Below are 19191 nucleotides of genomic sequence, written 5' to 3' on the forward strand. Positions count from 1 at the left end.
CGGGGTTCTTCGAAGGCGTCCGCGTGCGGTCAGCGGGACAGGGGGAGCGCCGCAAGTTCCGCGACGATCAGGGTCAGCGGACCGAACAGGGCGAGCAGCGCGGCGGCGCGTACCGCGGCGGCGCCGCGCAGGGTCGCCGGGGGCGCGCCCAGCCGCAGCAGGGCGTCGGTGGTGTCGGCACGGGCGTGCTTGGCCTCCACGGCCGCGGTGAGGAGGGTGGCCACCGTGCAGCCGGCCACGAGGAGGGCGCCCAGGGTGCTCAGCGGGCCGAAGTCCGGGCCGTCGGTGGCGTACAGCGAGGTGGCCACGTAGGCCGCGGCGGCCACGGCGCAGACGACGCCGAGGGGGCGGCCGATGCGGTGCGCCTCGTCCATGAGGACGCGTCCGGCCAGCAGCCGCAGGGCGCCGGGGCGGGCGGCCTGGAGGAGGCGGCCGCACAGGTGGGTGAGGCCGGGACCGGCGAGCGCGAGGCCCAGGGCGGTGAGGGCCCAGCCGATGAGTACGCCGGCCGAGGGGGCGGTGTCGGGGGTGGTGGCCGGGTGCCCGGTGTAGGTCTCGACGGTGAGGCCCGCGGCGAGCACGGCGATGCCCCAGGGGAGGACGGTGGTGTTCGGCGGGCGGGGTGTCGGGAGGGCGGGGGCGGGGCCCTGCGCGGGCGGGGGGCCGTCCTGGTCCGCCGCGGGGGCGTCGTCACCGGCCCGCGTCAGCAGGGCGGCTCCCCCGGAGGGGACGTCCGAGGACTCGGCGGAACCGGCGGTCGCCTGCCGGGCCGCGGGCGCCGGGGCACCGGCCTCCGCCGGGGACGACGTCCAGCGGGCGCCGAAGCGGCCGTAGGTGCCGAAGGTCTCCCGGGCCTTGCCCCAGCCGTACGCGCCGAAGCGGCCGTAGCCGCGGACGCCGGTGGCCCGGGCGCGGCGCGGCTCGCGGGGGCGCTGGGAGTACGCGACCGCGGCCGAGGCGGCGGCCGGTACCAGGGCCAGCAGCGTCAGGATCGCCGGGGCCGGGAGGGACTGGCCGACGGCCAGCGCGTCGGCCGCGACGCCGTCGAAGGGCAGGCCCGTCAGGTCGCCGCGCAGATGGAGGAAGAGCAGCAGGGCCGCCACCGAGCCGAGCGCGCCCGACAGGGCCGTGGTCGTCGCCGAGACGGCCATCAGCCGGCCCGGCCCGAGGCCGATCGCGGACAGCCCCGAGCGGGGCCGGGTGCCGGGGTCGGTGCGGGCCACGGCGACCGCGAGGTACACGGTGGCGGCGAGCGGCGCCGCGCACCAGGCGAGGCGGAGGGCGGAGGAACCGGGCGCGTCCGGGTGGCTCATCGCGTGTCCGAAGGCGCACAGCAGCAGGAAGCCCGTGCCCGCCGAGGCCACCGCGACCAGCAGGCGGCGCAGGTGGACGGCGAGGTGGGCGGCGCGGGTCAGGCGGAGAGCGAGCACGCGGCCCGGCCTTCCGTTCCGGAGGCCCCGGCGGCGCCCGTGGCCACCGCGGTCTCGGCGAGCGGGGGCAGATGCACGGTCCGTACCCGCCGTCCGTCCAGCAGCGCCACCGCGCGGTCCGCCAGGCCGGCGGTCTGCGCCTCGTGCGTCGCGAGGACGACGGTGATGCCGTGCGAGCGGGCCGCCGTGGTGAGGGTGCGCAGCACCTGGGCGCGGTCGGCGCGGTGCAGCGGCGCCGTGGGCTCGTCGGCGAAGAGGACCGCGGGGGCGACGGCCAGCGCGCGGGCGATGCAGACCCGCTGCCGCTCGGCCTGCTGGAGTTCCCGCGGGCGGCGGCGGGCCTTGTCGCCGACGTCCAGGCGGTCCAGCCACTCCAGGGCGGCGGTCTTGGCCCGGCGCCGGCCCGTGCCGCGCAGCATGAGGGGGAGGGCGGCGTTCTCCCAGGCGTTCAGTTCCGGGACCAGCACGGGGGCGGGGTCGATCCAGCCGAAGCGGTCGCGGCGCAGCCGTTCGCGGCTGAGCGGTCCCATGGTGTGCACCGGCACGCTGTTGAACCAGACCTCGCCGTCCTGCGGCCGGACCAGTCCGGACAGGCAGCGCAGCAGCGTGGTCTTGCCGCTTCCGCGCGGGCCGCTCACGGCGAGGATCTCGCCCTCGCGGACGCCGAGCGACACGCCTTGAAGCGCGGGGGAGCCGTCCTGGTGCTGGAAGTGCAGGGCGCGGGCCCAGAGCACGTCGTTGTCCGGCGGGGCCTCCATGGGCGTACACCTCGGTTCTGATCCGTGTTTCCCCGGTCACGTCCCCCGTCCGGGGGAACGAGGAGGGGGCCGATCGGTCACTGGGCACGGTAGGGAGTCGCCGCGGGGGAAGCCGGACAGCACGCGGCCCCGGGCCGCCGTTCTCACTCGAACGGACGGCACCGGGGCCCGTGATGATCTTCCGGAACTACTAGATGATCATCTGGACGGATGATCAGAGCTTCGTCCACGCCTCCGTGAGCGTGGCGCGCAGGATCTGCTCGATCTCGTCGAAGGTCTCCTGGTTGGAGATCAGCGGCGGGGCGAGCTGGATGACCGGGTCGCCGCGGTCGTCGGCACGGCAGTACAGGCCGTTCTCGAAGAGCTTCTTGGAGAGGAAGCCGTACAGGACGCGCTCGGTCTCGTCCTCGTTGAAGGACTCCTTGGTGACCTTGTCCTTCACCAGCTCGATGCCGTAGAAGAAGCCGTTGCCGCGGACGTCGCCGACGATCGGCAGGTCGTGCAGCTTCTCCAGGGTGGCGCGGAAGGCGCCCTCGTTGTCGAGCACGTGCTGGTTGAGGCCCTCGCGCTCGAACAGGTCGAGGTTGGCGATGCCGACCGCGGCGGAGACCGGGTGGCCGCCGAAGGTGTAGCCGTGCAGGAAGGTGTTGTCGCCCTTGTAGAACGGCTCGGCCAGGCGGTCCGAGATGATGCAGGCGCCGATCGGGGAGTAGCCCGAGGTCATGCCCTTGGCGCAGGTGATCATGTCCGGGACGTACCCGAACTTGTCGCAGGCGAAGGTCGTGCCCAGGCGGCCGAAGGCGCAGATGACCTCGTCCGAGACGAGCAGCACGTCGTACTGGTCGCAGATCTCGCGCACCCGCTGGAAGTAGCCGGGCGGGGGCGGGAAGCAGCCGCCGGCGTTCTGCACGGGCTCCAGGAAGACGGCCGCGACCGTGTCCGGGCCCTCGAAGAGGATCTGCTGCTCGATCTGGTCGGCGGCCCAGCGGCCGTAGGCCTCGGGGTCGTCGCCGTGGATCGGGGCCCGGTAGATGTTGGTGTTCGGCACCTTGTGCGCGCCCGGGACGAGCGGCTCGAAGGGGGCCTTCAGGGCGGGCAGGCCGGTGATGGACAGGGCGCCCTGCGGGGTGCCGTGGTAGGCCACCGCGCGGGAGATGACCTTGTACTTGGTCGGCTTGCCGGTCAGCTTGAAGTACTGCTTGGCGAGCTTCCAGGCGGTCTCGACCGCCTCACCGCCGCCGGTGGTGAAGAAGACCTTGTTGAGGTCGCCGGGGGCCTCGTTCGCGAGGCGCTCGGCCAGCTCGACGGCCTTGGGGTGGGCGTAGGACCACACCGGGAAGAAGGCCAGCTCCTGCGCCTGCTTCGAGGCGGTCTCCGCCAGCTCTTGGCGGCCGTGTCCGGCCTGGACCACGAACAGGCCGGCGAGACCGTCGAGGTAGCGCTTGCCCTTGTCGTCGTAGATGTGGGTGCCCTCACCGCGGACGATGGTGGGGACGGGGGCGTTCTCGTACGACGACATGCGGGTGAAGTGCATCCACAGGTGGTCGTACGCGGTCCTGCTGAGGTCCTTGGGGCTGTCGGTGCTCACGATTATCGGGTTCCCCACATATAGGTCTGCTTCTTGAGCTTCATGTAGACGAAGCTCTCGGTGGAGCGCACGCCGGGCACGGCCCGTATGCGTCGGTTGATGACCTCCAGGAGGTGGTCGTCGTCCTCGCAGACGACCTCCACCATCAGGTCGAACGAGCCCGCGGTCATCACCACGTACTCGCATTCGGACATGGCCGTCAGCGCGTCGGCGACGGACTCCACGTCGCCCTCCACGTTGACACCGACCATCGCCTGGCGCCGGAAGCCCACGGTGAGCGGGTCCGTGACGGCGACGATCTGCATCACGCCCTGGTCGAGCAGCTTCTGGACGCGCTGGCGCACCGCGGCCTCGGAGAGGCCCACGGCCTTGCCGATGGCGGCGTACGGCCGGCGGCCGTCCTCCTGGAGCTGTTCGATGATGGCGAGGGAGACGGCGTCCAACTGGGGACCGCCGTTCCTGGACTCGCGGGAGTCCTTCGGGTCTGCGCTTCGACTGGCCACGCCCACACTGTGCACGACGTCTCGACAGTTTCGCAAGGCCGTATCGATGAAATCCGTTGTCTAGGTCGTTTCAGTCTGCGGATTTCGCAATCAAGGGGCGATCGGGGGTGTTGAAAACGTCGGTGCACGGATTAGGGTGGGTGTCTCAGTGATTGGACACCCAACCTTGGAGGGCCGGCAGTGAGCACCGAGCTGCGTCGTCTGCGCAATTACATCGACGGTGAGTTCCGGGACGCCGCCGACGGACGGACCACGGAGGTGGTCAACCCCGCCACGGGAGAGGCCTACGCGACCGCGCCCCTGTCCGGACAGGCGGACGTGGACGCGGCCATGGCGGCCGCCGCCGCGGCCTTCCCGGCCTGGCGGGACCTGGTCCCGGCCGAGCGGCAGAAGGCCCTGCTGAAGATCGCCGACGCGTTCGAGGAGCGGGCCGAGGAGCTGATCGCGGCCGAGGTGGAGAACACGGGCAAGCCCATCGGGCTGACCCGCTCCGAGGAGATCCCGCCGATGGTCGACCAGATCCGCTTCTTCGCGGGTGCGGCGCGGATGCTGGAGGGCCGCAGCGCGGGCGAGTACATGGAGGGTCTGACCTCCATGATCCGCCGCGAGCCGATCGGCGTCTGCGCGCAGGTCGCCCCCTGGAACTACCCGATGATGATGGCCGTGTGGAAGTTCGCCCCGGCGCTCGCCGCGGGCAACACGGTCGTCCTCAAGCCGTCGGACACCACCCCGGCCTCCACGGCCCTGATGGCCGACATCATCGGCTCCATCGTGCCCAAGGGCGTCTTCAACGTCGTCTGCGGCGACCGCGACACCGGCCGCCTGATGGTCGAGCACGAGACCCCGGCGATGGCCTCCATCACCGGCTCCGTGCGGGCCGGCATGTCGGTCGCCGAGTCGGCGTCGAAGGACCTCAAGCGGGTCCACCTGGAGCTGGGCGGCAAGGCCCCGGTCGTCGTATTCGAGGACACCGACATCCCCAAGGCCGTCGAGGACATCTCGACCGCGGGCTACTTCAACGCAGGCCAGGACTGTACGGCGGCCACCCGCGTGCTCGTCCACGAGTCGATCCACGACGAGTTCGTGAGCGCCCTCGCCAAGGCGGCGGCCGAGACCAAGACCGGCCAGCCGGACGACGAGGACGTGCTGTACGGCCCGCTCAACAACCCCAACCAGCTCAAGCAGGTCACCGGGTTCATCGAGCGCCTGCCCGCGCACGCCAAGGTCGAGGCGGGCGGCCACCGGGTCGGCGACAAGGGCTACTTCTACGCCCCGACCGTCGTCTCTGGTCTCAAGCAGGACGACGAGATCATCCAGAAGGAGGTCTTCGGCCCCGTCATCACCGTCCAGTCCTTCCGCGACGAGGACCAGGCGGTCGAGTGGGCCAACGGCGTCGAGTACGCGCTGGCCTCCTCGGTGTGGACCAAGGACCACGGCCGCGCGATGCGGATGTCCAAGAAGCTGGACTTCGGCTGCGTGTGGATCAACACCCACATCCCGCTGGTCGCCGAGATGCCGCACGGCGGCTTCAAGAAGTCCGGCTACGGCAAGGACCTGTCGTCGTACGGCTTCGACGACTACACGCGGGTCAAGCACGTGATGACGTCGCTGGACGCCTGACACCTAGGTTCGCGCACCGCGGCCCCGGACGGGAATCCCGTTCCGGGGCCGCGGTGCGTGCATCGTGAACGCGTCCCGGTCGACAGGGTGTCGGGCCTGGCCGGAGGCGCTCGACGCAGCGTCGATTGTCCCGGTGGGCGCGGGCGCGGGATCCTGCGGCCATGCCCCTGCTCCCGAGGACGCCCTCGATCTCCCGCCGGTCCCTGCTGCGCGGCCTGGGCGGCGGCGCCGCGCTCGGCGCGCTGGCCGGCTGCGGTGTGCCGGCCGCGTACGTCGCGCCGGGCGACCGCGCCGCCACCGACCGGTCCGCCGCCGAACGCCGGCTGACCTGGGCGAACTGGCCGCTGTACATCGACACCGACGACGAGCACCCGAGCCGCCGGCCCACCCTGGAGGCGTTCGAGGAGCGGACGGGCATCTCCGTCGACTACATCGAGGAGATCAACGACAACGACGAGTTCTTCGGCAAGATCAGCCCGTCCCTGATGAACCACCAGCCCGTCGACCGCGACCTGATTGTCATCAGCGACTGGATGTGCGGCCGGTTCGTCCGGCTCGGCTGGGTGCAGGAGATGGACCGCTCCCGACAGCCGAACGTCACCAAGTACCTGGACCCGCTGCTGCGTTCGCCCGCCTTCGACCCGGGCCGGAAGTTCACCGTGCCGTACCAGTCGGGCATCACCGGCATCGCCTACAACCGCCGCCGGCTCGGCCGGGAGATCCGGCACGTGTCCGACCTGTGGGCGGCCGACCTCAAGGGCCGGGTGACCCTGCTGTCCGGCATGGACGAGGCGTTCGCCCTGCTGATGCAGGGCGAGGGGGTGGACATCACCGACTGGAAGACGGACGACTTCCACACGATGTGCGACCTGGTGGAGAAGCAGGTCGGCAAGGGCCAGATCCGCCGCTTCACCGGCAACGACTACATCAAGGATCTCTCCAGCGGGGACGTGCTGGCCTGCCAGGCCTACTCCGGTGACGTGATCCAGCTCCAGGCCGACGACCCGGACATCGAGTTCGTGGTCCCGGAGGAGGGCGCCGAGCTGTGGGCGGAGTCCCTGATGATCCCCAACCTGGCCCGCCACAAGGGCAACGCCGAGCGGCTGATCGACTACTACTACCGGCCCGAGGTCGCCGCCGAGCTGGCCGCCTGGGTCAACTACGTCTGCCCGGTCCCCGCCGCCCGGGACGTACTCGCCTCCTCCGACGACCCGGACACCGCCGCCCTGGCCGAGGACCCGCTGATCTTCCCGGACGACAAGATGCGCGAGCGCCTCAGGATCGCCCGGGACATCGGGGCGGGGGAGCGGGCGGAGTTCGCGAAGCGGTGGAACGGGATCGTCGGCGTGTAGCAGACTGACGCAATGGATAATTCATCGAGTGGTGAATCGCGTTCCGTGGAAGTCGGCGGTGCGGTCACGCTCGGACTGCTGGCCGCCTGGGCCCTGCACGATGCCGAGGAACTGGCGACCGTGCCGGGCTGGTGGCGCCGCAATCTGCCGGTCCTGCGCGAGCGGTTCCCCACGGTGCCGGAGGGCGTCTGGCGCCGGGCCGGATCGGTCGACGGGCGGGAGTTCGCCGTGGCGGTCGGGGCGATGGCCGCGGTCGTGGCCGCCGCGTCCGTCGCGGGACGGCTGACCGGCGGGCGGTCGGCCGCGTACCAGACCGCACTCGACGCCTTCGGTCTGCACGGCCTGGTCCACCTCGCGCAGGCCGGGCTCGTCCGCGGCTACACGCCCGGGTCGGTGACCTCTGCGCTGATCGTCGTCCCGTTCACCCTCTGGGCCCGGCACCGGCTGCGCCGCGCCGGTGTGCTGCGGCCCACGCGCCCGCGCGACCTCGCCCGGGGGCTGGGGCTCGCGGGCGCGGCGACGGTCGCGGCGCACACCGTGGCGCGGCGGCTGACGGGGGCTACTTCAGCGCGGCCGCGGTGATGCCGTCGATGACCGGGTTGCGCTCCTCGCTCTTGGCGTCGGTGGAGTTGACCGAGTAGACGAGGGTGCGGCTCAGGTCGCGGGTTCCGCCGATGAGGGCGCTGTAGCCGTAGCGGGAGCCCGACTTGCCCCAGAACATCTGGCCGCCCACCTTCTTGTACTCCAGGCCCGCGCTGCGGGTCGCCTTCGGGAGGCCCGCCGGAGTCGTGAACATCTCCTCCAACTGCGGCTGCGGCACGATCCGTCCCCCGAACAGCTCCGTGAGCAGCCGCTCCAGGTCGGCGGTGGTCGAGATCATGTCGCCGGCCGCCCAGCGGTCCGCCTGGTTCCACTCGGTCACGTCGACGAGTTTCGTCGTTCCGTCGGGCCGTTCCACCTTCTGGTAGCCCCGGTTGTGCGGACCCCGGATGCGGGGGTCGGTGCCGGGGAAGTAGGTGTGGCGCATGCCGGCCGGGCGCAGGACGAGCCGGGTGGCCTCGGCGGCGTACGTGCGTCCCGTCACCTTCTCGATCAACAGGCCGAGGACCGTGTAGTTGATGTTCAGGTAGCGCTGCTGGTCCCCGGGGTCGAACTCCGGTCCCTCCGCGATCGCCGACGCCGCGACCTGCTGCGGGGTGAGTGTGTCGAAGCGGTGGGGGTACACCTCCGCGAAGTCGTCGCCGAAGCTGTCTCCCTCCTGGATGCCGCTCGTGTGGTTCAGCAACTGGCGCACGCTGATCGGCTGCCGGAACTCCGGCGTGAAGAGGTCGGGCAGGTAGCGCTGTACCGGCGCGTCCAGGTCCACCCTGCCGTCCGCCGCCAGCCGCAGCACGGTGGCGGCGGTGACGACCTTGGTGATCGACCCGGCCCGGAAGCGGGCGTTCTCGCGGGCTGGCCGCTCACTGGCCAGGTCGCGCACACCCCCGCTGCCGCGCCAGGTGTCGCCGGTGGCGCCGACCCGTACGAGGGCGGCGGTGGCGTGCTGGTTCGGGACCGCGTCGACGGCGGCGCGCAGCGCGACTTCGTCCAAGACGTCCGCTCCGTCCGTCCCGTCCGTCCCGTCCGTTCTGTGCCCGGGGGCGGAGGTCGCGGAAGCGTTGGGGGAGGGCGGGGCGGCGAAGGCGGGCGCCGCAAGTGGGCCGGGCGAGTACGAGGGAAGCGGCGAGGACGGTGGAGGTACGGGCACGCATCGACTGCTCCAGTGGTTCCGGGCGGGAAGGTCGATGATCATCCTCGTCCGCCGCGACCCGTCACGGATCGTCGGTGAGGAGGGCACGGGCCCCGGGCCCGGACTCCGGGAAGTCCCCCATGAGCGGGGGGACTTGTACGGGATCACCCCTACGGGCGGCGCGGACCCGCCCCGCCGCGCAGGGCGCACAGCACGTCGACCCGGTTGGTCGTGATCGAGTCGGCGCCCAGGGCGATCAGCCGGCGCATGGTGCGGCGGGTGTCGGGGGTCCACACCGACAGCAGGTAGCCGTCGGTGTGGACGCGGTCGGACAGTGCCCGGTCGACCAGGCCGAAGCGGTAGTTGAGCCACCGCGGCCGGACCGCCGCCAGCAGGGCGGCCCGGGGCGGGGCCGACGTCGTCCAGGTCAGGGCGATCTCGGCGGCCGGGTCGGCGGCGCGTACGGCGAGCATGGCGACGGGCCCCGCCGTGTAGTACACGCGGTCCTCGGCCCCGCACTCGCGGACCACGTCCACGATGCGCCGGACCGCCCGCTCGCCGGGCGCCCCCGGCAGGTCGAGCATCAGCCTGCTGCCGTCCGTCGCGGCGAGCGCCTCCGCGAGGGTCGGCACCCGGCCCGCCGTGAGCCCCCGCACCTCCTCGGCCGACAGGGAGCGCAGCGGCCGCTCGTGCTCCCACAGCCGCTTCAGCGTCTCGTCGTGCAGCAGCACCGGCACGCCGTCCCGGGTCAGGCGTACGTCGGTCTCGACCGCGTCCGCGCCGAGGTCGAGGGCGGAGCGCAGCGAGTCGAGCGTGTTCTCGCGGTGCCGGTACGGGTCGCCGCGGTGGGCCACGGCGGTCAGCTTGCGCAGGGGAGGATGCATGGGGGCCGCCGTCTCAGGAGGAGAGCCAGGAGGCGGTGTACGTGTCGATCTCGTCCTTGATCCGTGCCTTGCCCGGCGCGTCCAGGAACGACGCCTCGACCCCGTCCTTGGCCAGGCCGGCGAGGCCCCGCTCGTCCAGGCCGAGGAGCCGGGCGGCGACGGCGTACTCGTTGTTGAGGTCGGTGCCGAACATCGGCGGGTCGTCGGAGTTGATCGTCACCAGGACGCCGGCGCGCACGAACTCCTTTATCGGGTGCTCGTCGAGGGTGCGCACCGCGCGGGTGGCGATGTTCGAGGTCGGGCACACCTCCAGCGGGATGCGCCGCTCGGCGAGGTGGGCCAGCAGCTTCGGGTCCTGGGCGGAGCTGGTGCCGTGGCCGATGCGCTCGGCGCGCAGCTCGGTCAGGGCGTCCCAGACGGTCTCCGGGCCGGTGGTCTCGCCCGCGTGCGGCACCGAGTGCAGTCCGGCGGCGATGGCCCGGTCGAAGTACGGCTTGAACTGCGGCCGGCCGACGCCGATCTCGGGCCCGCCCAGCCCGAAGGAGACCAGGCCCTCCGGGCGCAGCCGGTCGTCCGTGGCGAGCCGCGCGGTCTCCTCCGCCGACTGGAGCCCCGCCTCGCCGGGGATGTCGAAGCACCAGCGCAGTACGGTCCCGAACTCGGCCTCCGCCGCCTTGCGGGCGTCCTCGATCGCGTCCATGAAGGCGCGCTCGTCGATGCCGCGCCGGGTGGAGGAGAACGGGGTGATGGTCAGCTCGGCGTACCGCACCTGCTGCCGGGCCAGTTCCCGGGCCACCTCGTAGGTCAGCAGCCGGACGTCCTCCGGTGTGCGGATCAGGTCCACGACGGACAGGTACACGTCGATGAAGTGCGCGAAGTCCGTGAAGGTGAAGTAGTCGGCCAGGGCCTCGGGGTCGGTGGGGACCTTGGAGTCGGGGTGGCGCGCGGCCAGCTCCGAGACGATGCGCGGGGAGGCGGAACCGACGTGGTGGACGTGCAGTTCGGCCTTCGGCAGCCCGGCGATGAAGGCGTGCAGGTCACGCGGGACGTCGGGGTCGACGAGGTGCTCGGTCAAGGGTGTTCCTCCCCACAGCGGCGTCCCGGGCCGGCGTGGGCCGGCGGGGCGCGGGTGATCGGCTGATCGGTGACTCGGGATCATCGTAGGCCGGGCCCGTGCCGGACGGAGACGGGCCGTAGCATGACGGGACGTTCGACTGAGGGGGACCCGCACATGCCCGACGACGCGCAGCCGCCGAGAAACGACCCGCGGCACACGCCTCAGGCTCCGGGGAACGATCCGGCACCCGGGCCGGCCGCGCCCGGCACCCCTGCCGACGGCGGTCCCTCCGCGGGCGCCACCGCACCGGCCCCCGGGGTCGGCCTCGACAAGCCGGGCACGCCGGGAGTGCCCATAGCCCCCGGTGGTCCGGCCACCCCCGACCCCTGGGCGCCGCCCGCGGACGCCGCCCCTGCGGCCGACGGCGGGCCCGGCACGACCGTCGCCTCGAACGGCAGCGCGTCCTGGCCGCCCCCGTCCGTCCACGACCAGCAGACGGTCACGTCCATGCCGGCCGCGGACCCCCCGGGGTGGGCCGCCCCGTCCGCCCCCGCCAACCCCTTCGCGGCACCGGACCCGACGGCCGCCGCGAGCACCGGCGCGCCCAACCCCTTCGCGCCCCCGGTCACGCCGCCGCCGTACGCCCAGGACCGGCAGCCGGTCCCGCCGCCGCCCATCGCGCCGGACGGCCCCGGCCAGGTCCCCTACGGCTACCCGGGCCCGGTCGGCTACGGGCACCCGGGCCCGGCCGGATACCCCGGTGCGCAGCCGCACGGCTACTACGGCTGGTCCGGCATGGGACCGATGCCGAGCAACGGCATGGGCACCACCGGCCTCGTCCTCGGCATCATCGCCGCCGTCGGCTTCTGCCTCTGGCCGCTCGCGATCATCGTGGGCATCCTCGGGATCGTCTTCGGCTCCCTCGGCCGCGCGAAGGCGAACCGGGGCGAGGCCTCCAACGCGGGCCAGGCGCTGGCCGGGATCATCTGCGGAATCGTCGGCATCGTCCTGGGCGTGGGCTTCGGCGCGCTGGTGATCTTCATGCCGTAGTGCGGATCGGGGCGGCCGCGGTCCGGTGCCTGGACCGGTACTCGCCGGGCGTCATGGCGTACTCCTTGCGGAACGCCAGGTGGAAGCCCACCTGACTGCCGTAGCCGATGAGCTGGGCGATCTCGTGGAGCGGGACGGAGGTGTCCGCGAGCTGCCGTCGGGCCTCCTGGAGCCGCCGCAGAGTCAGATGCCGCATGGGCGGCTGGCCGACCAACTCCCGGAACAACTGGGCGAAGACCGAGCGGGACATACCCGCCTCGCGGGCCAGCGACTCGACCGTCCACGGGTTCCCGTAGGAGCCGTGGATCGCCATCAGCGCTTTGCTGATGCCCGGATGGTGCAGCGCCTGGAGGGCGGGTGACTCGTCCGCCAGCTGCTCCATGGCGATCCTCAGCGACAGGATGAACACCGTCTCGAACGCCCGCAGGGTCACCAGCCGGGAACCGGGCGCCGTACGCCCCACCTCCGCGGGCAGCGACTCCAGCGTGCGCACCAGCAGCGACTCGCCCTTCAGGAAGCGGTCCCGGATCACGATGAGCCTGGGCAGCGCCGAGTAGAGGACCGGTTCGCCGATCGCGCAGTAGCGCAGGCTCGCGCAGAGCATCCGCGTCCGGTACGGGGGAGTACCGACGGTGATGACCTGCGACCCGCTCGGCGGGCTGCGCGTAAGCAGCGCGGACAACGGCGTGGCGGCCACTCCGGGCTCCGCGGCGAAGGTGTGGGCGGTGCCGTGCGGGAAGACCGCCAGATCCCCTTCGTTCAGCGACACCGGTGCGGAATCGTCGTCGAACGTGATGACACAGCCGCCGTCGACCATGTAGTGAACGATCGCGCAGCTGTCGTCGTGTCCCTCGACCCCCCACTGCCCTCCGGCCCGCCAGGTGCTGTGAAACACGTCGGTCAGCCACAGCGGGCGCAGTACCTCGCTCAGCACGTCGTCATGCATGGACGATTCCCCCCACGGCACTCCGGACGATCCTTAAACGGATCCGGCTCATGACTAATTGATCGTAGCGACCCCGCCGAGAACGATGACTTCATGAAGAACGTGACGGCCGTCGCCGCGGGCGACCTCGATGCGCTCGGCTGACCGGTGGCGGGCGCTCGCGCTGCTCGCCTGCACCCAGTTCGTCCTGCTCCTCGACACCTCGATCATCAACGTGGCAGCCCCGTCCATCGGGGAAGGGCTCGACATCTCGCCCGCGGAGCTGTCCTGGGTGGCCAACGCCTACCTCGTCTCCTTCGGCGGTCTGCTCCTGCTCAGCGGACGCGCCGCGGACCTGCTCGGCCGGCGCCGGGTCTTCCTGGCCGGGCTCGGCGTGCTGTCGGCCTCCTCGCTGCTGGGCGCCCTCGCCGACGACGCGGCGCTGCTGATCACCTCCAGGGCGGTGCAGGGCGTCGGCGCGGCCATGGCCGCCGCGGCGGCGTTCGCCCTGGTGCTGAGCCTGTTCCCGGACGGTCCCGAACGGCATCGGGCGCTCGGGGTGTTCGCCGCGATGGCGGGCGCCGGAGGCGCCGTCGGCACGGTACTCGGCGGGGTGCTCACCAGTTGGCTGGGCTGGGAATCGACGTTCGCGCTGAACGTGATCGCCGGTGTCGCACTGATGCTGCCCGCACCCCGGCTGCTGCCGGGCGGTACCGGCGGCGGGCGCGAACAGGGCTTCGACGTGCCCGGCGCGATCGCGGGCACGGCAGGCCTGGCCCTGCTGGCCTACGCCGTGGTCAACGCGGGCGAGGCCGGGTGGCGGTCCACCGCGACCCTCGCCACCGGGGGCGCCGCCGTCGTGCTGCTGGTCCTGTTCGCCCTGGTGGAACGCAGGGTCGCGCACCCCTTGGTGCCGCCCGCGGTGTTGCGTCGGCCCACACTTCGGCTCGCCAATCTCCTGGCCGCGCTGTGGCAGATGTCGCTGTTTCCGATGTTCTTCCTGGTCAGTCTCTACCTCCAGGCGGTGCTGGGCCACGAGGCGGTGTTCGGCGGTCTGGCCCTGTTGCCGCTGTGCGTGGTCGTCATCGCCGTCGCCTCCCTCGCGGACCGGCTGATCGGCCGGTTCGGTCTGCGGGGCGTCATGGCGGCCGGGTTCGCGCTGGTCGCCGTCGGGATGGCCGGTCTGTCCCGGATCCCGGCCGACGGCTCGTTCGCGGCCGACGTCCTGGCACCGACGCTGGTGCTCGGCGTGGCCCTGCCGCTGGTCTCCATCACCACCAACGTCGCCGCCACCCTGGACACTCGCCAGGACGAGGCGGGCCTCGCCTCGGGGCTGGTCAACACCAGCCTCCAGTTCGGCTCCGTCATCGGCCTGGCCGTGCTGTCCGGCGTGGCGGCCGCCCGTACCAACGCCTCCACCGCGGCCCACGACACCGCCCTGACCGACGGTTTCGGCGCCGCCTTCCTGGTGGGGACCGCTCTCGCCGTACTCGGCGTGCTGCTGTCCCTGCGGCTGCGGCTTCCCGCGCCGCCCCATCCGGACACGGAGGCGAGCACCGCCGCCGCAGAACGGCGTCCCGTGTCCTGATCGCGGCCTCCCGGTCCGGCCCCCGCGGCCCGCGATCGGGCCCGTACGCCCCGCACGAACCACACGATGAAAGGCACGACATGACACAAGAGCACCTCAAGCGCGTCCTGGTGACCGGCGCCAACGGATTCCAGGGCGGTGCCGTCGCCCGGTGGCTCTCGGGCCAGGGGCACGATGTGCGGGGCCTGGTCCGCGACGAGGCCAAGGCCACGGCTGCGGGCGGCGGGTTCACGCCGGTCCGCGGCGACCTGGGCAGCCCCGAGGCCCTGCGCGCCGCCTTCCGGGGTGCCACGCACGCCGTCGTCGTCATGCCGCTGGAGTACGACCCCGACACCGTCACCCACTATGCCCGCAACGTGGCCGAGGCCGCCCATGAGGCCGGCGTGCGCCGGATCGTCCTCAACACCAATACGCCCGTTCCGGACGAGGCCACGCGCTACGCGGGCTTCGAGACCCGTCGCCGCGCCGAGGAAGTGCTGCGAGCCGGTGCGGTCCCGGTGGTCACCATCCGGCCGCCGGTCTACCTGGAGAACCTCTTCAGCCCCTGGAACGGCCCCGCCATCGTCAACGACGGCGTCCTCGCCTACCCGCTGCCCGCCGAGCAGCGCGTGGCGTGGATGAGCCATGAGGACCTGGCCAAGGTCGCCGCCCGCGCCCTCGACGACGACGTGCCCGCCGGCCAGGTGCTGCACGTCGGCGGTGCCGACGTCCTGACGGGTCCCGAACTCGCGGCCGTCTTCGGCCAGGCCCTGGGCCGCGAGGTCCGTTACCTGCCCCTGGAGGTCGCCAGGTTCGAGCAGGGGCTCGCCGACCTGCTCGGCGCCGAGGCCGCGGCCGGGGTCGCCGGGATCTACCACCACGTCGGCGAGGGCCAGGCCCCCGACCTGCTCTGTCCGCATCCGGCGTCCGTGGAGGAAGCGCTGGGCATCCAGCTCACTCCGACGCTCGAGTGGGTCAAAGCGCGGCCTTGGGAGTACTGGGCACGAGTCGGCGCATGATCCGAAGCCGGTCGCCGTGACCGTCGCCGCACCCGTGGACCGGTGTCCGGTTACTGTGCCGCCGCGCCCGCTAAGATCACCGCGTCCGCAGCCGCTCCCGCGCCTCCATCAGCGCGAACCCCAGCAGATTCGCCCCCCGCCACCGCTCCGGGTCCGTCGCCGCCTCGTCGGACGCGGGCAGGCCGATGCCCCAGACGCGGTCCACGGGGCTCGCCTCGACCAGGACTCTGCCGCCCGTGTTCAGCAGGAAGTCGCGCAGCGCCGGGTCCGAGGCGAACTTGTGGGTGCTGCCCTCGACGACGATCCCGAAGCGTTCCCGCTGCCACACCGCCTCGTCGAAGCCGCGGACCAGCCGGCCCGCCTTCTTGGCCTCGGCCGGATGCCCGGCGGCCAGGACGCGGCGCTCGGCCTCCGGGTCCTCGAAGAGTCTGGCCTTGCCGGCCATCATCCAGTGCTCGGCCGTCGCGTACTCCACCCCGGCCACGGTGAACGGCGACGGCCACCACTGGCTCAGGCAGCCCGGTCCGACGCGGCCGTCGGGGAGCGGGCGGTGGCCCCAGAAGCAGAGGTACTTGATCCGGGCGCCCGCGCGGACCTGTCCGAGCAGCGCCTCCCTGCTGTCGATGACGCCGGGCTCCGGCGCCGCCCCCGTGATCCTGTCCATGCACGCGAGTCTGGCACGCGCCACTGACACTCCGTCCGTGCTTTTCCGTGGCGACTCGACACCTGGTCGACAGATTCCGTCGCGTAACCAAATGGCAACAACGGAATCACTTGTTGGAGCCCTAGTGCTCTGTCAGGATCGGCACTCACATCGAGCCTGAGCCACGCCGGCCCCCGCCACGGGGAGACCGAGGAGAGCCGACATGCACAACCCGGGCAACGCCACCCCGGACCGATTCCCGGCCCAGGACCGCTTCGCGGACGGGGCCCAGTACATCGCGGGCCGCCTGACGAAGGGCACCTCCGGGCGTACCCACACCGTCGTCGATCCGGCGACCGGCGAAGACGTCCTGACCTACGAGCTCGCCGGTCCCGACGACGTCGACGCGGCCGTCGCCGCCGCGCGGGAGGCGTTCCCGGGGTGGGCGGGCGCCACGCCCGGCGAGCGCTCCGACGCCCTGCACCGGTTCGCCGCCGTGCTCGCCGACCGCGCCGAGGACTTCGCCCGCGCGGAGTCCCTCCAGTGCGGGAAGCCGCTGAAGCTGACCCGCGAGTTCGACGTGCCCGGCAGCATCGACAACGCGGCCTTCTTCGCCGGCGCCGCCCGGCACCTCCAGGGGCAGTCGGCGGGGGGAGTACTCCGGCGACCACACCTCGTACGTGCGCCGCGAGCCGATCGGCGTGGTCGGCTCCATCGCGCCCTGGAACTACCCCCTCCAGATGGCCGCCTGGAAGATCCTCCCGGCGATCGCCGCGGGCAACACCATCGTGCTGAAGCCCGCCGAGATCACCCCGCTGACCTCCCTGATGTTCGCCGAGGCCGCGACCGCCGCCGGTATCCCCGACGGCGTGATCAACATCGTGAGCGGGACCGGGCGGGAGGCCGGCGAGCACCTGGTCGCCCACCCCGACGTCGCCATGACCTCCTTCACCGGGTCCACCGCGATCGGCAAGCGGGTCGCCGAGGTCGCCACCGCCACCGTCAAGCGCCTGCACCTGGAGCTGGGCGGCAAGGCGCCCTTCCTCGTCTTCGACGACGCCGACCTGGACGCCGCCGTCCACGGCGCGGTCGCGGGCGCGCTGATCAACACCGGCCAGGACTGCACCGCCGCCACGCGCGCGTACGTGCAGCGGCCCCTGTACGAGGCGTTCGTCGAGAAGACCGCCGCCCTCATGGAGACCGTCCGGGTCGGCGACCCCTTCGCGCCGGGCACCGACCTCGGCCCGCTGGTCAGCCACGTCCAGCGGGACCGCGTCGCCGGTTTCGTCGACCGGGCGCGCTCCTACGCGCGCGTGGTGGCGGGTGGCGAGGCACCGCAGGGCGACCTCGAGGAAGGCGCCTACTACCGGCCCACCCTCATCGCCGACGCCGCGCAGGACAGCGAGGTCGTCCAGTCCGAGATCTTCGGTCCCGTCCTGGTCGTGCTGCCCTTCGACGGCGACGACGAGGGCATCCGGCTGGCCAACGACACGCCGTACGGGCTCGCCGCCTCCGCCTGGAGCCGGGACGTGTACCGGGCGAACCGCGCCACCCGCGAGATCAAGGCGGGCTGTGTGTGGATCAACGACCACATTCCGATCATCAGCGAGATGCCGCACGGCGGATACAAGGCGTCCGGCTACGGCAAGGACATGTCGGCCTACTCCTTCGAGGAGTACACACAGGTCAAGCACGTCATGTTCGACAACACCGCGGTGGCGGCCAAGGACTGGCACCGCACCGTCTTCGGGGACCGCTAGTCACGTCGAGAGGCCGCCGACCACGGCCGACCCACCCGAAAGGGCAACCACGCGCATGGAGCAGTACGAGCCCGACCGCCTGTCACCGGCCCAAGTGGCCGCCATGCGGCGCAGTCTCAGGAGCGGCAGGGCCGCCCTCACCCGTCGCTCACTGCTGCGCGCCTCCACGGGCGGCGCGCTCGCGGTCGGCGGTCTCGGCATGCTGAGCGGCTGCGGGATCCCGGCGGCCGGCAAGACCGAGGGCGGCGTCTCCGCCGAGGACCGGTCGGAGAAGGAGAAGAGGATCGCCTTCTCCAACTGGACCGAGTACATGGACGTCGACGAGAGCGGCCGGCGGCACCCCACGCTGGAGGCGTTCACCAAGCGCACCGGCATCAAGGTCACGTACACCGAGGACATCAACGACAACAGCGAGTTCTTCGGCAAGATCCAGCCGCAGCTCGCCGCGGGCCAGGAGACCGGCCGCGACATCATCGTCCTCACCGACTGGCTGGCCGCCCGTCTGATCCGCCTCGGCTGGGTCCAGAAACTGGACCCGGCCAACCTGCCGCACGCCTTCGCCAACCTGTCGCCCCAGTTCCGCAACCCGGACTGGGACCCGGGCCGCGCCTACTCGTACCCCTGGCAGGGCATCTCGACTGTCATCGCCTACAACAAGAAGGCGCTGGACGGCGTCGAGGTGAAGACGGTCGCCGACCTGCTCGACAACCCGAAGCTCAAGGGCCGGGTCGGCTTCCTCACCGAGATGCGCGACACCGTCGGCATGGTGCTGCTCGACATGGGCAAGGACCCGGCCCGCTTCTCGGACGACGACTACGACGCGGCGATCGCCCGGCTCCAGAAGGGCGTCGACCGCGGTCAGATCCGCCGCTTCACCGGCAACGACTACACCTCGGACCTCAGCAAGGGCGACTTCGCGGCCTGCCTGGCCTGGGCCGGGGACGTCGTCCAGCTCAAGGCGGACAACCCGGACATCGACTTCGTGATCCCGGACAGCGGCTACGTCACGTCGAGCGACAACATGCTGGTCCCCAACAAGGCGCGGCACAAGACGAACGCCGAGCGGCTCATCGACTACTACTACGAGCCCCGCCCGGCCGCGGAACTCGCCGCCTACATCAACTTCGTCTGTCCCGTCGACGGTGTGAAGGACGAGCTCGCGAAGATCGACGAGGACGCGGCGAACAACCCGCTGATCATTCCCGACAAGGCCATGCAGGCCAAGTCGCACTCCTTCCGCTCCCTGAGTTCGAAGGAAGAGACGGCATACGAAGAGAAGTTCGCGAAGCTCACTGGGGCGTGACGA

At 72.1% G+C, this 19191-nt stretch carries 15 protein-coding genes and 2 pseudogenes; 8 read left to right on the forward strand and 9 right to left on the reverse strand.

Features of this window, described 5'->3' with window-relative positions; translation table 11 throughout:
* Window positions 1–29 precede the first annotated feature (29 nt).
* From ACFC1X_RS27890 to ACFC1X_RS27905, 4 genes are all read right to left on the reverse strand, one after another.
* Window positions 30–1430, reverse strand: coding sequence for a hypothetical protein (locus ACFC1X_RS27890; protein WP_376358304.1), 1401 nt, complete (start codon window positions 1428–1430; stop codon window positions 30–32).
* A complete protein-coding gene (locus ACFC1X_RS27895) occupies window positions 1412–2188 on the reverse strand; it encodes an ABC transporter ATP-binding protein (protein WP_376358307.1) in 777 nt (258 codons plus the stop codon). The genes ACFC1X_RS27890 and ACFC1X_RS27895 overlap by 19 nt, the downstream gene beginning before the upstream one ends.
* 214 nt (window positions 2189–2402) lie before the next feature.
* A complete protein-coding gene (locus tag ACFC1X_RS27900; RefSeq protein ID WP_376358310.1) occupies window positions 2403–3776 on the reverse strand; it encodes an aspartate aminotransferase family protein in 1374 nt (457 codons plus the stop codon).
* 2 nt (window positions 3777–3778) lie between these two features.
* Entirely contained in the window at window positions 3779–4294 is a 516-nt protein-coding gene (locus ACFC1X_RS27905) for an Lrp/AsnC family transcriptional regulator (RefSeq protein WP_376358313.1), read from the reverse strand.
* A gap of 165 nt (window positions 4295–4459) precedes the next feature.
* Between ACFC1X_RS27905 and ACFC1X_RS27910 the strand changes: the two genes are divergently transcribed.
* The 3 genes from ACFC1X_RS27910 to ACFC1X_RS27920 all read left to right on the forward strand — a co-directional run bounded on the left by ACFC1X_RS27910 (window position 4460) and on the right by ACFC1X_RS27920 (window position 7833).
* Window positions 4460–5899 (forward strand): gamma-aminobutyraldehyde dehydrogenase, encoded by a 1440-nt coding sequence (locus ACFC1X_RS27910; protein WP_376358316.1) that lies wholly within the window; start codon window positions 4460–4462, stop codon window positions 5897–5899.
* Between the two features lie 161 nt (window positions 5900–6060).
* Window positions 6061–7251 carry a spermidine/putrescine ABC transporter substrate-binding protein gene (locus tag ACFC1X_RS27915; protein ID WP_376358319.1) on the forward strand — a complete coding sequence of 397 codons (1191 nt, stop codon included), beginning with the start codon at window positions 6061–6063 and terminating at the stop codon, window positions 7249–7251.
* A gap of 12 nt (window positions 7252–7263) precedes the next feature.
* Complete coding sequence (locus ACFC1X_RS27920) at window positions 7264–7833, forward strand: HXXEE domain-containing protein (protein ID WP_376358322.1); 570 nt, start codon at window positions 7264–7266, stop codon at window positions 7831–7833.
* On the opposite strand, the pseudogene ACFC1X_RS27925 reads toward ACFC1X_RS27920, so the two are convergent.
* From ACFC1X_RS27925 to ACFC1X_RS27935, 3 genes and pseudogenes are all read right to left on the reverse strand, one after another.
* A pseudogene (locus ACFC1X_RS27925) lies at window positions 7811–9002 on the reverse strand (serine hydrolase domain-containing protein). The gene ACFC1X_RS27920 and the pseudogene ACFC1X_RS27925 overlap by 23 nt on opposite strands.
* 148 nt (window positions 9003–9150) lie before the next feature.
* Complete coding sequence (locus ACFC1X_RS27930) at window positions 9151–9864, reverse strand: glycerophosphodiester phosphodiesterase (RefSeq protein WP_376358325.1); 714 nt, start codon at window positions 9862–9864, stop codon at window positions 9151–9153.
* 13 nt (window positions 9865–9877) lie between these two features.
* A complete protein-coding gene (locus ACFC1X_RS27935) occupies window positions 9878–10939 on the reverse strand; it encodes an adenosine deaminase (RefSeq protein ID WP_122615140.1) in 1062 nt (353 codons plus the stop codon).
* Between the two features lie 156 nt (window positions 10940–11095).
* On the opposite strand from ACFC1X_RS27935, the gene ACFC1X_RS27940 reads away from it, so the two are divergent.
* The gene (locus ACFC1X_RS27940) at window positions 11096–11971 is read left to right on the forward strand and encodes a hypothetical protein (protein WP_376358328.1); all 876 of its coding nucleotides are present in this window, start codon (window positions 11096–11098) and stop codon (window positions 11969–11971) included.
* Here ACFC1X_RS27940 and ACFC1X_RS27945 read toward each other — a convergent pair.
* The gene (locus ACFC1X_RS27945) at window positions 11961–12917 is read right to left on the reverse strand and encodes an AraC family transcriptional regulator (RefSeq protein WP_376358331.1); all 957 of its coding nucleotides are present in this window, start codon (window positions 12915–12917) and stop codon (window positions 11961–11963) included. The genes ACFC1X_RS27940 and ACFC1X_RS27945 overlap by 11 nt on opposite strands.
* 130 nt (window positions 12918–13047) lie before the next feature.
* On the opposite strand from ACFC1X_RS27945, the gene ACFC1X_RS27950 reads away from it, so the two are divergent.
* Both ACFC1X_RS27950 and ACFC1X_RS27955 read left to right on the forward strand, forming a co-directional pair.
* Window positions 13048–14484 (forward strand): MFS transporter, encoded by a 1437-nt coding sequence (locus ACFC1X_RS27950; protein WP_376358333.1) that lies wholly within the window; start codon window positions 13048–13050, stop codon window positions 14482–14484.
* Window positions 14485–14564: 80 nt separating this feature from the next.
* On the forward strand, window positions 14565–15482 hold the full coding sequence (locus ACFC1X_RS27955; protein WP_376358336.1) for an SDR family oxidoreductase: 918 nt from the start codon (window positions 14565–14567) through the stop codon (window positions 15480–15482).
* A gap of 76 nt (window positions 15483–15558) precedes the next feature.
* Here ACFC1X_RS27955 and ACFC1X_RS27960 read toward each other — a convergent pair whose 3' ends face one another.
* Entirely contained in the window at window positions 15559–16146 is a 588-nt protein-coding gene (locus ACFC1X_RS27960) for an NADAR family protein (protein ID WP_376358339.1), read from the reverse strand.
* Window positions 16147–16348: 202 nt separating this feature from the next.
* Here ACFC1X_RS27960 and ACFC1X_RS27965 point away from each other — a divergent pair.
* Window positions 16349–17885: pseudogene (locus ACFC1X_RS27965) on the forward strand (gamma-aminobutyraldehyde dehydrogenase).
* A 55-nt stretch (window positions 17886–17940) separates the two neighbouring features.
* Window positions 17941–19188 carry a spermidine/putrescine ABC transporter substrate-binding protein gene (locus ACFC1X_RS27970; RefSeq protein ID WP_376358342.1) on the forward strand — a complete coding sequence of 416 codons (1248 nt, stop codon included), beginning with the start codon at window positions 17941–17943 and terminating at the stop codon, window positions 19186–19188.
* The last annotated feature ends 3 nt before the right edge of the window (window positions 19189–19191 follow it).

Source organism: Streptomyces sp. NPDC056128, assembly GCF_042263835.1.
Lineage (GTDB): Bacteria > Actinomycetota > Actinomycetes > Streptomycetales > Streptomycetaceae > Streptomyces.